Below are 14,193 nucleotides of genomic sequence, written 5' to 3' on the forward strand. Positions count from 1 at the left end.
GCGTTGGCCATTGAATACGGCCTGCCGTGCTGCACACTGTGCATGATGAATGACCCGGGCAACGACTTCCGCCTCTACCATTCCAATTCCCTGGACGTGCTGGCGGCGTTGCTGGCGCGCAATGTGCGCGCGCCCGTCCCTGGCCAGCCCCTGCTGGCCCCCGAAGTGGTGTTGATCCCGCAGGTAGCAATGCGGCGCTGGCTGCAGGCAACACTGGCGGCGGAGTTCGGTGTCGCCGCCAACCTCGAGTTCCTGACGCCGGGCGAATTCGTCGCCCGCGCGCTGAAGGCCAATGTCAGCGGCGAGCACGACGACCTGGACGCTGCGGGCCTGCGCTGGAAGCTGTACCAGGCGCTGCGCGACCCGGCGCTGCTGGCACAGCCGCCGATGCGCGCGCTGCAGTCATATCTTGCCGGCGATGATGCGTTGAAGCCGTGGGCACTGGCCGGCGAGCTGGCCGCGGTGTTCGAGAAATACCAGGCTTGGCGCCGCGACTGGCTGCTGCACTGGGCCGCCGGCGCCGATCCGGCCGATCCGCAGGCGATCCTGTGGCGCACGATCACCCGCGGCCACGATTACCGCGCGCGCCGCATCCAGGAGTACCTGGATCGCTTCGAAGGCGCTGGCCAGCCGCTGCCGCTGGGCCTGCCGCCGCGCCTGTCCGCCTTCGCGACGCTCAACATCTCACCCGACGTATTGCGGGTGATGGCCACCCAGGCACGGGTGGGCGAGCTGCACTTCTACATGCCCACCCCGGTGCAGTCCTATTGGGGCGACCTGCAGACACTGGCCGAGCGCCTGCGCAGCGGCGCGCCGGATCCGTTCGGCGAAGCCGCGGGCGAGAACCGGTTGCTGGAAGCCTGGGGTGCGGCGGGGCGGGATTTCATGGCGGTGCTGGGTAGTTACGAAGTGGTGCACCCGGCGGGCGAGATCGCCGCTTATTCCGATCCCGAGGAAGACACCCGGCCAACCCTGGCCGAAGGCGGGCTGTCGGACAGCCTGCTGCACCGCCTGCAGCGCGATCTGTTCCATCGTCGCGCTCTGCCCTCGGGCGAGCTGCGCGACGGGCTGCGCAGCGACGACCCCAGCCTGCAGGTGCATGCCTGCCATACCCGGCTGCGCGAACTGCAGGTCCTGCACGACCAGTTGCGCAGCCTGCTGCAGGACCCGCGTTTCGACCCGCCGCTGCAGGCCCGCGAGATCGCAGTGCTGGCGCCGGACATCGATCCCTACGTGCCGTACCTGGAAGCCGTGTTCGGTGGCCGCGGCGGCGAAGAGGACCATATTCCGTATGCATTGGCCGACAGCAGCCCGCTCGCTGGCGAGCCGCTGGCCGACGTGTTCGTGCACCTGCTGGGCCTGCCGGTCTCGCGCTTCGGCCTGAACGAAGTGCTGGACCTGCTGGCCAGCGCGCCGCTGGCCGAAGCGGCCGGGCTGGAGGCGGTGGACTTCGACCGCCTGCATGGCTGGCTGCAGCAGGCCGGCGCACGCTGGGGACTGGATGCCAGGCACCGCCAGCAGCACCAGGCACCGGCCGACGATGCCTACACCTGGCAGTTCGCGCTGGACCGGCTGGTGCTGGGCCACGCGACGGGCAGCGAGGCCGACCTGGCCGGCGTGGCACCGTGGACCGAGCTGGAAGGTGGCGCGCTGGAAGCGCTGGACCGCCTGCTGCGCCTGCTGCGCGTGCTGGCGGCCTACCAGCGCCGCCTCGGCGAACTGCTGACCCCGGCGCAATGGCGGCAGCGACTGCTGTCGCTGCTGGACGCCCTGCTGCCGGACTCGCCCAGCTCGCCCAACAGCCAGCGCGCACTGGAGCGCCTGCGCAGACTGTTGAACCAGTTCGCCGACGATGCCGCCAAAGCCGGCTTCGAAGAAGGCGTGCCGCCCGAGGTGGTGCGTGCCCACTTCGCCGGCGTGCTGGGCGAAGCCGACACGCGGGCGCCGCTGCTGACGGGCGGCATCAGCTTCGGCCGCATGGTGCCGATGCGCCTGCTGCCGTTCCGGGTGATCTGCGTGCTCGGCCTGAATGATGGCGACTTCCCGCGCCGGGACCCGGCCGCCGGCCTCAACCAGCTCACCGCCGAACTGGACACGCCGCGCCGTCGACCGGGCGACCGCTCCACCCGCGAAGATGATCGCTTCCTCTTCCTGCAGCTGTTCGCTGCGGCGCAGGAAGTGTTCTACCTCAGCTACCTCGGCGCCGATCCGCGTGATGGCAGCGTGCGTGAGCCGTCCGTGCTGGTCAGCGAGCTGATCGATGCCGCCGCCGCGTATCACCTCGATCCGGCTGCGGTGGCCCGCGATTTCATCGTGCGCCACGCGCTGCAGCCGTTCTCGCCGGCCGCGTTCGGTGATGGCGATCCGCGCCGCTTCAGCTATCGCCGGCAGTGGCATCCGGCCGCCGGCCGCCTCACCGGCCGGCGCGGTGGCCTGCCACCCTGGTTCGATGCACCGTTGCCGCCGCCGGCCGACGATGTGGTGGAGGACGAGGTTGCACTCGATACCCTGCGCCGCTTCCTGTGCGACCCCGCCGGGCAGTTCCTCGCGCAGTCGCTCGGCCTGCGCCTGGCCGACGATGTCGAGGAGGTCGATGACCTGGAACCGTTGGTGCTGTCCTCGCGGGGCCCGGAAAGGCGAAGCGTGCAGGCGGCGGTGGTGCGTGCCACGCTCAGCGGCGACAGCGAGCCCCTGTACCCACGACTGCGCGCGCGAGGCCTGCTGCCGTCCGGTCCACTGGGCGAGCGCCAGTTCGAGGTGGAACAGCTGAAGACCCGCCCCTATGCCACCGCGTTGCTGGGCTGGATGCAGGGCGAACCGTTGGAAAGCCGCCGCTATGACGTGCAGATCGACGGCGTACACCTGCACGGCCGCGTGGCTGATCGTCATTCCCAGGGCCTGGTGCGCTTGCGCGCCGGCCCCCTCAACGGCAACGCGGCGATCCGCCATGGCCTGGATTGGTTGCTGGCCAATGCTGCGGGCGATGCGTTGCCACTGGTGCAGTTCCACGACGGCGGCGATGCCGGGCCTGGCCCGCATGTGCTGCCGGCACTGAGTGCTCCCGCTGCACGCGCGGCGCTGCGCGCGCTGCTGCGGCTGCGCCAGCGCGGCCTGCGCCAGCCGCTGCGCTTTGCCCCGTATACCGGCTGGGTGCTGTACACCACGACGGGTGAGAAGCAGCGCAGCGAAGGCTGGAAGCAGTGGCACGGCAGCGACCGCACCTGGGGCGAATCCAGCAGCGATGCCTGGCAGCTGCTGCTGCGCGGTGCCGACCCGTTCGCCACCGATGCTGGCTATGCCGAACTTCTGCACAACAGCCAGGTGGTCTTCAGCGCCGTGCGCGAAGGCCGCGCGCTGGGCGCCGACGCCAGCCATGAGGGCAGCGAATGAACACCTCCATGGCAGACGAAGGAATCCAGCGCATGGCAGGCGATCCCTATCTGGCCCTGCCACTGGATGGCGTCCGCCTGATCGAAGCCAGTGCCGGTACCGGCAAGACCTTTACCCTGGCCACGCTGTTCACCCGCCTGGTGGTAGAGCAGGGCCTGCGCATCGGCCAGATCCTGGCGGTAACCTTCACCGATGCCGCTACGCAGGAACTGCGCAAGCGCATCCGTGAGCGCCTGGCGCTGGCCGCGCGCCTGGTCGATCTGGAACCGGCCGAGGGTGAGGCGCCGGACGCCTGCCTGACCCGCGAGGTGCTGCAGCGTCACTTGCAGGGTGGCAGCGAGAGCGCGGCTGCACTGAAGCGCCGCCTGCAGGTGGCTGCCGACGAGATCGACCTGGCATCCATCTTCACCATCCACGGCTTCTGCACTCGCGTGCTGCGCGAGCATGCGCTGGAGAGCGGCCATACCTTCGATCCGCCGGAACTGCTGGCCAGCGATCGTGAATTGCTGGGTGAGCTGGCCGCCGACCTGTGGCGCATGCACGCCAACGACCCGGCAACGCTGGAGCCGCTGACCTGGCTGTGGTCCAACCCGGAGGCGCTGGCGGCCGATCTGCGCGCGCTGCTGGGCGCACCGCCACTGCACCCGTTGCCACGGCCGATGGTGCCGGCCGATCCACAGCCGGCATTGCAGGCCACCGCTGCCGAACTACAGCAGGCGCTGCGCGAGCATGGCGAGCAGTTCTTCATCGACCTTTGCGATGCCGTCGACAACAAATGGATCAATGGCGTGTCCTACAAGCTGGGCTGGCTGCACCCGCTGGGCCGGCAGCTGCTGGCCTGGGCCGAGCGCGCCGATCCGCGCGAGCTGCTGGCCAGCGAGCGCCTGCCGGCACTGCTGCCGGACGTGCTGGCCGGCAAGACCAACAAGAAGTTCTCCGACCGCACGCCGTCGTCGCCATTGCAGGCGCCGTTGGCGCGCTATGTCGCGCTGCTCGCCGAACGCGATGCCTGGCTGCGTGCCACCGCGTTGAACTTCCTGCACCGCCTGCGCGACGAGGCAGCGCAACGTCTGCAGGTACTGAAGCGCACGCGCCGGGTGCAGACCTACGACGACCTGATCGACGGCGTGGCGTTGGCCCTGGAAGGCCCACAGCGGCAGGTACTGGTGAGGCAGCTGCGCGCGCAGTACCGCATCGCGCTGGTTGATGAGTTCCAGGACACCGACGACCGCCAGTGGGGCATCTTCCATACCGTGTTCGGCGATTCGCCGGAGGTGCGTGAGCTCGGCCTGGCGCCCGCGCTGTTCCTGATCGGTGACCCCAAGCAGGCGATCTACGGGTTCCGCGGCGGTGACATCCATACTTACCTTAAGGCCAAGTGGGCGGCGCAGCAGGCACCGGTGCTGGACCAGAACTTCCGCTCGCGCCCGGCCGTGCTGCGTGCGCTGCAGGCGCTGTACGACAACGGTGGCGAGGACGCCTTCCTTGAACCCGGCATCGAGTTCGAGCCGGTGCGGGCCGGTGGCGTGCGCAGCGATGCGGACTACCTGCGTGACGGCCATGTGGCCCCGGCACTGACCCTGCGCGTGCTGCGCAGTGGCGGTGACAAGGCGATGAGTGCCGATGCCTCGCGTGACGCGGCGACCCAGGCCTGCGTGGCCGCGGTCCACCAGACCCTGGTCGATGCACGTGCCGGCAAGGCGCTGCTGCGCGGACGGCCGGTACAGCCGGGCGACATTGCCGTGCTGGTGCGCTCGCATCGCGAGGCGACCCAGGTGCAACGCGCGCTGGCGGCGGTCGGCATCCCGGCGGTCGCGGCCGGCAAGCAGAGCCTGTTTGCCACCAGCGAAGCGCGCGACCTGCGCGCGTTGCTGCTTGCACTGCTGCAACCGGCCGACGAGGGCCGCCTGCGCGCGGCACTGGCCACCGTACTGCTGGGCCAACCTGCCAGTGCGATCGCCACGATGGAGCGCGAGGGCGACCTGCAGCGCCAGTTCCAGGCACAGCTGCTGCATTGGCGCGAGCGCTGGCAGCGCGGCGGGCCGTTCGCGGTCATCGCCGACGTCTGTGCCAGCCAGGGCGAACGCCTGCTGGCGCTGATCGACGGCGAGCGCCGCCTGACCAACTACCTGCAGCTGGGCGAGCTGCTGCAGGAGGCCGCGGCGCACGCGCTGGGCATGCATGGCCTGCTGGATTGGCTGCAGGGGCAGATGGCCAGTGCCGACCAGGATGACGAGCAGCAGCTGCTGCGCCTGGAATCGGACGCGCGCCGCGTGCAGATCATCACGCTGCACAAGAGCAAGGGCCTGGAGTACCCGCTGGTGTTCCTGCCCTTCGTCGGCATCGACGGCGGCGCCCGGAACACCGCCTCGCATTGCATCGTGCACGTCGGCGGCCAGCGCCAGCTGCACTGGAAGCTGGACAAGGACGAGGCCTGGGAAGCGGCGAGTGCCCAGCGTGAGCGTGAGCAGCGCGCCGAGGATGCGCGCCTGCTGTATGTAGGACTGACCCGTGCCGAGCATGCGCTGTGGATCGCCGTGGGCGACCTGGCCGGGCTGGGCAGGACGCGGCTGGCGCCGCTGCTGGGTGACCTGCAGGCGCTGCGCGCGCATGCCGACGTGCACATCGACGATAGCGAAGCGCCGGCCGCACTGCCGCAGCTTGCGGCCGAGATGGAAGGCGAACTGCCGGCAGTGCGCGCGCTGACCCGGCGCGTGCCGCACGACTGGTGGGTGTACAGCTTCACCCAGCTGGCCCACGCCGATGCCGGCGCGGGCAGTGACATCGAAGCGGCTGCCACCGCGCTGCCGGCGCCGGCAGCCGACGAACCCACCGGCCCGGACCTGCCGCTGGAACCGGCACTCCCGGAAGCCGCCGCGGCGGCCGAGGACAGCGCGCCGCTCGACCCGCGTTTCATGGGTAGCCGCTTCGGCAACGTGCTGCACGAGGCAATGGAAAACGTCGACTTCGCCGCATGGGCGGGATGGCAACCCGGCTTGCCGGCCCCGGAAGGACAGGCCGAGGTGCTGCGCAAGGCGCTGCACGACGAAGGTTATGCCGACGTCGATCTGGACGACGGCGTGGCCGTGCTGGTGCCGCTGGTGGGCCACACGCTGACCGTGCCGCTGCCCGAAGGCGGCGCGCTGCACAGCCTGGGGGAAGGCGAGCGCCGCGCCGAAATCGACTTCCATTTCGCCATCGAAGCGACCGCGGTGCCGGCGCTGCTGCAGGTCCTGCATGCGCACGGCATCTCAAGCGCGCGCCGCGGCTTTGGCCAGCGCCGCCGCCTGGAAGGGCTGATGACCGGCATGATCGACCTGACCTACGTGCGCGACGGGCGCTGGTACGTGCTCGACTACAAGTCCAACCGCCTGCCCGGCTACAGCCCGGACCTGCTGGCCATTGCCATGCGCCACAGCGAGTATGACCTGCAGGCACTGATCTATACCGTGGCCCTGCATCGCTGGCTGCGCTTCCGGCTGGGCGCGGCGTACGACTACGAGCGCGACATGGGCGGCATCCGCTACCTGTTCTGCCGTGGGCTGGACGGCACCGGCAACGGCGTGCACGCGGACCGCTTCCCGTTCGCGCTGGTGGATGCCTTGGACGCGCTGTTCGCGGGTGGCGAACAGGCCCAGGCCGAACTGGCCGCGCGTGCCCGCGGAGCCAGCGCATGAGCCTGTTGCAGGAGCTCTACCGCAATGGCCAGCTGCGCACCCTCGACCATGCACTGGCGACCAGCCTGCAGCGGCTGCGCGACGACACCCCGGACAGCGTGGCGGTGGCCGCTGCGCTGGCCTCGCTGGCGGTGTCTCACGGTCACGCCGCGTTCGACCCGGCGCAACCGCAGCGGCTGCTGGAAGGCATACCCCAGTGGCCTGCCGCACAGGACTGGCTGGCACAACTGCGCGCATCGCCGTGGGTGGCGACACCGGAGCGGGCCGACGCCGTCGCCGATGACGCGCCACTGGTGCTGGAAAACGGACTGCTCTACCTGCGCCGTTATCGCGAATACGAGCGGCAGCTGGCGGCCGGCCTGCAGCGTATCGGCCGGCATCCCGTGCCAGCGCCCGACGTGGCGGCGCTGGCACCGTTGTTCGCGCGCCTGTTCCCGCAGGCGCTGGACAGCGAGGACCACCAGGCACGCGCGGCCGGTGTGGCCCTGCGCCACCCGCTGGCGCTGATCACCGGTGGCCCCGGCACCGGCAAGACCACCACCATCGCGCGCCTGCTGCTGCTGCTGGCGGCGCAGGCCCAGCAGGCCGGCCAGCCACTCCCCGAAGTGGCGTTGGCTGCCCCCACCGGGCGCGCCGCCGAGCGCATGGCCGAGAGCCTGCGCCTGGCCATGCAACGCGTGCAGGAACAGGGGCTGGACCCGGCACTGTGCGCGGCGCTGCCCGGTACCGGCACCACCCTGCATCGACTGCTCGGCGTGATTCCCGATTCTCCGCGCTTCCGCCACCACGCCGACAACCCGCTGCCGGTGGACGTCGTGGTGGTCGACGAAGCCTCGATGATCGACCTGCCGATGATGGCCAAGCTGGTCGATGCGATCGCCAGCGGCACCCGGCTGATCCTGCTCGGCGATCCCGACCAGCTGCCGTCGGTGGAAGCGGGCGACGTGCTCAGCGCGATCCTGCGTGCCAGCGGCGATGGCATCGGCACCCGCGCCGACGACGCGCAGGCGCTGCACGGCCTGCTGGCACCCGCTACGTTGCAGCCACAGGCCGCAACGCGCGCCTTCGCCGGCCGTCGCGTGCAGTTGCGGCGCGGCTATCGGCAGAGCGATGCGCTGGAACTGGCACCTCTGGCCCACGCCGTACGCGAGGGTGAGGGCAGCATCGCATTGCAGCTGCTGCGTGGCGGTGCACTGGCCGGCGTGCATTTCCACGAAGGTGAAGCCGACCCGCTACGCGGCCAGCGCGAGCACCTGCTGGGCCACTGGCGCGCGCTGGCTGACGCCGCCGATCCGGTGCATGCCCTGCAGCAGGCCGGCCGCCTGCGCGTGCTCACGGCATTGCGCGAAGGCCCGCAGGGTGCGCGCGGACTCAACAGCCGTATCGAACAGCTGCTGGCCGGCAACACCCCGGGGTACTTCCAGGGCCGCCTGCTGCTGGTCACCGAGAACAGCTACCGCCACCGCCTGTTCAACGGCGATATTGGCATCTGCCTGCGCGACGACAGTGGCGCGATGGTGGCCTGGTTCCCCGGCGACAGCGTCGACCAGCCGCGCGCCTTCCACCCGGCCGCGTTGCCCGCGCACGAAAGCGCGTTCGCGATGACCGTGCACAAGGCGCAGGGCTCGGAATTCGACGAAGTGTGGTTGCAGCTGCCACGCCAGGACAGCCGCGTGCTGTCGCGTGAACTGGTCTACACCGGGCTGACCCGAGCGCGCCAGGTGCTGCATGTAGCCGGCAGTGCGGAGGTGCTGCAGGCCGCGTTGAAGCGCCACGCCAGCCGGTTGGGTGGCCTGGCCTGGCGGCTGGGTGCGGAAGGTATGGCCGAAGCACCGGCGCCCATCGAACAGCCCACGGTGCAGGGCCAGTTGTTCTGAACCGGGGTCGGATCCCGTTCCCACCGGGAACGGGCTCTGACCCCATCGCCCGGGACACGCATGTTCCGGGTCAGAGCCCTCCCTTCGGGAGGGATCCGACCCTGCGTCATTCCGCAATCAGCACCAGTCCATCGGGATACACGATCGCGGCTTCATCGGCGCTCACATCGAAGAACCCAACCCCATGCTTCTCGGCCAGGTCCTGCACGCGACCATGTGCGCGCTCGGCCACCGAATACACGAACGCGCCGTAGATCACCTGCCGGCCGATGCTGTACTCGGTCACCTCGGCGCGATCGTCATCGTCGTTGCTCACTGGTCCGTTCAACGGCGGGAATTCCTGCGCCATCTCCGCGAACCACGCCTGCAGCGCCGGGCTGCTGACGGCCGGGTCGTCGTACTCGTGGCGCTCGTTCCACTGCGTCTGCTTTTCGAACCAGGCGATGAAGGCCGCCGCCTCACGTGGCGCGGCGCTGGCCTCGAACACCATCATGTCGTAACTCATTGAACCGTCCTGTTGCAGCGCCGGGGTCGGATCCCTCTCCGCAGGAGAGGGCCCTGACCCCTCCGCGGAGTCTGTGGCCACACAGGGTAGCGCGCTACGGCTGCGTCGCCGTGTCCATGGCCAGCCCCGGTGCCAATGCCTTCGCGTCCGGGAACAGTGCGAAACGCAACCCGACCAGGCCCATCAGCGCCTCGTCACGCGCCTTGCAGGCGGCCACGCTGCCGACCCGTCCCAGCGACATATCCAGGCGCTCGCGCAGCGCCTGGTCAGCAGCGATCGGCCTGCGCGCAGCGATCTGCCGGCGGTAGTGCACGGCGATCTCTTCAAGAATGTGTTCGACCGCCTCGCGGCTGCGCTCGGGCAGTTCCAGCCGGGCGCGGCGCAGCTGCAGGATGTTCAGGCCGATGCGCGCCTCGTTGAGCATGTCCACCGAGGCAATGTCGCTGCCCTCCGGCGTTGCCGCCAGGCGTGGTGCGAGCAGGCCCAGCAGGTCGAGCATGCGCGCGGCGAAGCGCTGGCGGTCCTGCTGGCCGCGACCCTCGGCGGCCTCGGCCAGCGTGGTCCAGCCCTGCCGCACCAGCCGGCGCGCGGTCCATTCGGCACCCACCGAACGGAACAGGCGGGTCATCACCACGGCGAAGCCGATGCCGATGAACATCGCGATCGACGAGTTGAGGAAGGCCTGGATGTTGGCGCTGTAGGTGTTCTGCAGGCTCAACAGTGCGGCCAGGTTCACTGTCAGCGGCAGCGCGAACAGCGCGCTCTTGGGGTGATGCAGCATCAGCCCCAGTGGCAGGAATGCCACCGCCAGCACCAGCGCCAGCAGGCCGAAGTCATGCACGGCCGGAAACACGCCGAACAGGTACACGCCCGCCACCACCGAGGCGACCATCGCCCACACCAGGAACGACACCATGCTGGGCGCCGGATCGTCCTGTGCGGCGAAGAACGCGGCGGTCACTGCGGCCATCATCGCGCCATTGCCACCCCCTTCCCAGCCGAGCGCGATCCACAGCACGCAGTAGCTCATCAACGCCACGCCGGCGCTGAGTGCGGAGAACAGCGCCATGCCGTAGTCGACGTGCCTGTCGGCGGCCACCCGTTCGGTGCGGATGCGGTAGTGCGCGCGGTCCAGGGGTGCGGTGCCATGGTCGATCGCGTGCTGGAGGGTACGGCAGTCCTGCCACAGGTCCACCAGCTCTTCCAGGCGCAGCAGCAGGCTGGCCAGCTGCAGGTGCTGCAGGTCGCGGTCCACCTGCGGCTTCAGCGCACTGATGCGCGCGCGCAGCCGTGCGTACTCGCTGGCGTTGGTCGGTCCGTCCAGCCAATCGTGGATGTCGTCGACCAGCGCCGGCAGGCCCTCCGGCAGGTCTTGGCCCCCGCTGCGCAGTGCACTCAGGCGGTCGGCGATCGATGACAGCACCGGCAACAACAGCAGCATGCGCTCGCGCAGCCGTTCCATCGACACCGCCGATCCAGCGTGGCGCGGATCATCGCGGCGCAGGAACTCGATCAGCGCCTCGAACTGCACCAGGTCGGCGGCCAGCCGGTTGCGCGGCGCATGCGCACGGCCGCGTTCAAGGACCTGCCGGCACCATTGCGCGGCATCCTCCATCCAGTTGCCGATGCGTGCACGCAGCATCGGGCGTACCGAAGCCGGGAACAGCAACGAGGCGAACAGCACCGCCACCACCGTGCCGAGGATGATCTCCTCGCTGCGCGCCACCACCGTGTCGAAGATGGTTTCCGGCGAGGTCACCGCCGGAAAGCCGATGAAAGCGGTGGTGTAGCCGGCCAGCAGGAACGCGTAGCCGCGCGGGCCACGATTGAGCAGGGCCATGAACAGGCAACCGGCCAGCCAGATCGACATCGCCGCGCTCAGCACCAGCGGCGTCTCCACCAGCGCCGGCAGCACCAGCAGGGTCGCCAGGCCGGCCACCAGCGTGCCGACGATGCGGTACACGCCCTTGGCGCGGGTCGGGCCCAGCAGCGGCTGGCTGACGATATAGACCGTGCCCATCGCCCAGTACGGGCGTGACAGGTTGCCGGCCATGGCGATGTACAGCGCGGCCACTGCGGCCAGGTAGGTCTTGATCGAGAACAGCCAGGCCTGGCGGTCGGTCAGCGCGTTCATGGATTACTTCGCAGAGGCCTGTGCATTGGCGGGCGCGGCCGTTGCCTGCCAGCCACCACCGAGCACCAGGAACAGGTGGATCTGGTCACGCGAGACCTGCGCTTCGGCGGCGGCCAGGGTGGCATCGCTGGTGGCCAGGCTGCGGTCGGCATCCAGGCTGGACAGGTACGGCGTACGGCCCCCCTGGTACAACCGGCGGTTCTGCTCGGCGGCCAGTGCGGCCTGTTCCTGCGCGGTGCGCAGTGATTGCAGCCGGCGCAGGTCCTGCGCATAGCGGTCCAGCGCGGTCTGGGTCTCGCGCAGCGCCTGCAGCACGATGTGGTCGAACTCGGCGAGCGCCGCATCCGCACCGGCTTCGGCGGCGTGGATGCGTGCATGGGTACCGGACGACGGCAGCGTCCACGAGATCAGCGGGCCGATCGACCACTGCTGGGTCATCGGCGTGCCGAAGTCCTCCAGCAGGCCGGCGGCACCGGCCGAGGCGCCCAGGCGGATGTTCGGGTACAGCTCGGCGGTGGCGACGCCGATCCGAGCCGTGGCCGAGGCCAGCTTGCGTTCGGCCTGGCGCACGTCGGGGCGGCGCTGCAGCAGTGCCCGGCCGTCACCGACCGGCAGCGGCTGCGCCAGGCTGGGCGCGTGCGCACAGTCGATCACGCCGGCCGGCAGCTGGCCAGGGGTCTGCCCCAGCAGGGCGGCCAGCGAATAGGCGGCTGCCGAACGCTGCGCGCGCAGCGGCGGCAGCGCGGCTTCCAACAGCGCGACCTGGGCATTGGCACGGGCCAGTTCCGGCGGCGTGCCGCGGCCGGCTGCGACCAGGCGCTCGGTGACACTGCGGCTGCGCTGCTGCAGCTGCAGCGAATGCTCGGCCACGTGCAGTTCGTGGTTGGCGTGGCAGATTTCCAGGTAGCTGTCGGCCACCTGCGCGACCACGCTGACCTGGGCCAGGTCGCGCGCCGCAGCGACCGACTGCTCGTCGGCACGCGCTGCCTCGGCACCACGCTTGAGCTTGCCGAACAGATCGAACTGGTAGCTGACCGCGAACTTGCCATCGGCCAGGTTGATCACCGGCAGCTCGTGCTCCTGCAGGAACGATTCGGCCGACAGCTGCGCGCGGCTGGCGCCGGCTTCGGCCTCGTACTCGAAGCCACCGGCGTCCAGCGCCTGTTCGTAAACGGCGGCCGCGCGGCGCAGGTGCGCATCGGCGGCCTTCAGTTCCACGTTGTCACGCAGCGCCTGGGTGATCAGGCCGTCCAGCACCGGGTCGTTGTACAGCGACCACCAGCGGTCGGGCAGCGCCTGGTTGGCGGCAATCTGCGGGTTCTGGGTATCGATGAAGGCCGCATTGGCCTCCGGGCGCTTGAACGCCGAGCTTTCCGGCAGTGCATAGTCCGGGCCGACGGTCCTGCACGCGGCCAGGCTGGCCAGCGCGACGATCAGGCCGAGACGGGGCAGGGGGGCGTTCACAGGCCCGCCTGAGCCGGCACAGTGCCGGCCTTGTTGTCGTGCGGGTGGCGACCGGTGTCCACGGTCACCGTCGCGGTGCGGCCGGCAATCAGTTCCACGCCCTTGGGCACATCGTCGATGGCGATGCGCACCGGAATGCGCTGGGCCAGCCGCACCCAGTCGAAGGCCGGGGTCACGTTCGGCAGCAGGGAACTGCCGTTGCTGCGGTAGCGGTCCTCGATGCCGGCAGCGATGCTCTCGACGTGGCCGCGCAGCGGAGTCGACTCGCCCATCAGGCGGATATCCACGGCTTGCCCCGGCGCCACGCCGCGCAGGCGGGTTTCCTCGAAGTAGCCATCGATGCGGAACGAGCCGGTATCCAGCAGCGCCAGCACCGGCTTGCCGGCCACCACGTAGTCGCCCACGCGCAGGGTGCGGTCGTTGACTCGGCCATCGGCCGGCGCGCGCACCTCGGTGCGGCCCAGGTTGAGCTCGGCCAGGTCGACCGCGGCCTGTGCGGTGGCCAGCGCGGCCTGTGCGGCCTGCAGCTTGGCGCGGCGCACTTCGGCGTCCTCGGCGGCGACCAGGTCCTGCAGGCTGCGGTCGCGGCCGATCTCGCGCCGCAGCTGGGCCACCGAGGCCTGGCGCTCGGCCAGGCTGGCCTTGGCCTGCTCCAGCGCGATGCGGTAGCGGGCACGGTCGACCACGAACAACAGGTCGCCCTTCTTCACCGCCTGGTTGTCCGCCACGTTGACCGTTTCCACCAGGCCGGAAACATCCGGCGCCATCTGCACCACGTCGGCGCCGACATGGGCGTCGCGGGTCCACGGCTCATCCATGTAATAGACCCACAGCTGGCGAAGCACCAGCAGGGCGACGATCACGGCCGCGCTGGTGAGCAGCACCGGCAGGGTCTTCTTCACGATCTTGTTCACGATTGCATCCAACGCAGGAGATGGAACAGCAGGCCCAGCACGATTCCGTACAGCGCCAGGTTGAACAGCGCCGGGTGCCAGACATGGCGATAGGCGCCGGCACGCTGCAGCAGCGCGTGCAGGCCGCTGTTGACCAGGTAGGCCAGCAGCATCAACCCGAGCAGGGTGGGGACGAACACTCCGTGGAGACTGAATTCACCGGACATCGGCAGGGGCGGGGGCGAGGTGGGGA

General features: G+C 70.0%; 8 protein-coding genes. 3 read left to right on the forward strand and 5 right to left on the reverse strand.

Features of this window, described 5'->3' with window-relative positions:
• Nucleotides 1-42: 42 nt before the first annotated feature.
• The 3 genes from recC to recD are packed head-to-tail and all read left to right on the forward strand — an operon-like array spanning nt 43 to nt 8,944.
• The gene (gene recC, locus A9K58_RS15260; RefSeq protein ID WP_065200136.1) at nt 43-3,390 is read left to right on the forward strand and encodes an exodeoxyribonuclease V subunit gamma; all 3,348 of its coding nucleotides are present in this window, start codon (nt 43-45) and stop codon (nt 3,388-3,390) included.
• Entirely contained in the window at nt 3,387-7,067 is a 3,681-nt protein-coding gene (gene recB, locus A9K58_RS15265; protein WP_065200137.1) for an exodeoxyribonuclease V subunit beta, read from the forward strand. The genes recC and recB overlap by 4 nt, the downstream gene beginning before the upstream one ends.
• On the forward strand, nt 7,064-8,944 hold the full coding sequence (recD, locus tag A9K58_RS15270; RefSeq protein ID WP_065200138.1) for an exodeoxyribonuclease V subunit alpha: 1,881 nt from the start codon (nt 7,064-7,066) through the stop codon (nt 8,942-8,944). Before recB ends, recD begins: the two co-directional genes overlap by 4 nt.
• 106 nt (nt 8,945-9,050) lie before the next feature.
• Here recD and A9K58_RS15275 read toward each other — a convergent pair whose 3' ends face one another.
• From A9K58_RS15275 to A9K58_RS15295, 5 genes are all read right to left on the reverse strand, one after another.
• Nucleotides 9,051-9,449, reverse strand: a complete 399-nt coding sequence (locus tag A9K58_RS15275; protein ID WP_065200139.1) for a hypothetical protein — start codon at nt 9,447-9,449, stop codon at nt 9,051-9,053.
• A gap of 94 nt (nt 9,450-9,543) precedes the next feature.
• On the reverse strand, nt 9,544-11,583 hold the full coding sequence (locus tag A9K58_RS15280; protein ID WP_065200140.1) for an FUSC family protein: 2,040 nt from the start codon (nt 11,581-11,583) through the stop codon (nt 9,544-9,546).
• A gap of 3 nt (nt 11,584-11,586) precedes the next feature.
• Nucleotides 11,587-13,047, reverse strand: a complete 1,461-nt coding sequence (locus A9K58_RS15285) for an efflux transporter outer membrane subunit (RefSeq protein WP_065200141.1) — start codon at nt 13,045-13,047, stop codon at nt 11,587-11,589.
• Complete coding sequence (locus tag A9K58_RS15290; protein WP_065200142.1) at nt 13,044-13,961, reverse strand: efflux RND transporter periplasmic adaptor subunit; 918 nt, start codon at nt 13,959-13,961, stop codon at nt 13,044-13,046. The genes A9K58_RS15285 and A9K58_RS15290 overlap by 4 nt, the downstream gene beginning before the upstream one ends.
• Nucleotides 13,958-14,167, reverse strand: a complete 210-nt coding sequence (locus tag A9K58_RS15295) for a DUF1656 domain-containing protein (protein WP_065200143.1) — start codon at nt 14,165-14,167, stop codon at nt 13,958-13,960. The genes A9K58_RS15290 and A9K58_RS15295 overlap by 4 nt, the downstream gene beginning before the upstream one ends.
• Nucleotides 14,168-14,193: the final 26 nt, after the last annotated feature.

Source organism: Stenotrophomonas maltophilia (assembly GCF_001676385.1).
In the GTDB taxonomy this organism is placed as follows: domain Bacteria; phylum Pseudomonadota; class Gammaproteobacteria; order Xanthomonadales; family Xanthomonadaceae; genus Stenotrophomonas; species Stenotrophomonas maltophilia_J.

Coding starts and splice junctions, on each gene's coding strand:
- recD (WP_065200138.1), top strand. CDS start 7,064: ATGAGCCTGTTGCAGGAGCTCTACCGCAATGGCCAGCTGCGCACCCTC.
- A9K58_RS15275 (WP_065200139.1), bottom strand. CDS start 9,449: ATGAGTTACGACATGATGGTGTTCGAGGCCAGCGCCGCGCCACGTGAG.
- A9K58_RS15280 (WP_065200140.1), bottom strand. CDS start 11,583: ATGAACGCGCTGACCGACCGCCAGGCCTGGCTGTTCTCGATCAAGACC.
- recB (WP_065200137.1), top strand. CDS start 3,387: ATGAACACCTCCATGGCAGACGAAGGAATCCAGCGCATGGCAGGCGAT.
- A9K58_RS15295 (WP_065200143.1), bottom strand. CDS start 14,167: ATGTCCGGTGAATTCAGTCTCCACGGAGTGTTCGTCCCCACCCTGCTC.
- recC (WP_065200136.1), top strand. CDS start 43: ATGATGAATGACCCGGGCAACGACTTCCGCCTCTACCATTCCAATTCC.